1 protein-coding gene is annotated in these 238 nt (G+C 59.7%); it reads left to right on the top strand.

The window, feature by feature from the left end:
• Positions 1-16: 16 nt before the first annotated feature.
• Positions 17-238 (top strand): transporter substrate-binding domain-containing protein (locus tag R2R70_RS22955; RefSeq protein WP_410979340.1); only part of this gene is annotated, 222 nt, incomplete at its 3' end.

Raw genomic sequence — 238 nt, 5'->3', positions numbered from 1 at the left:
ATTCGACGGAACCTCTATGTACACCTTCCTTTCGCGGTCGATCATTCCCATCGTCGCCTCCGTCGCGCTGCTGGCCCCAGCCTGCTCGTGGGCCCAGCAAGGCGATCTCCTCGCTCGAATCAAGGACGCAAAACAGCTGACGGTCGCGACTGAAGCCCGCTATGCGCCTTTCGAATATGTCGACGCCGGCAAGATCGTCGGCTACGACATCGACCTCATGAACCACGTTCTCGGCAAG

This window comes from Cobetia sp. SIMBA_158, assembly GCF_046566945.1.
Lineage (GTDB): Bacteria > Pseudomonadota > Gammaproteobacteria > Pseudomonadales > Halomonadaceae > Cobetia > Cobetia amphilecti.
Note: the sequence above shows the minus strand (reverse complement) of the source record. Positions and strands in the feature narration are given on the sequence as shown.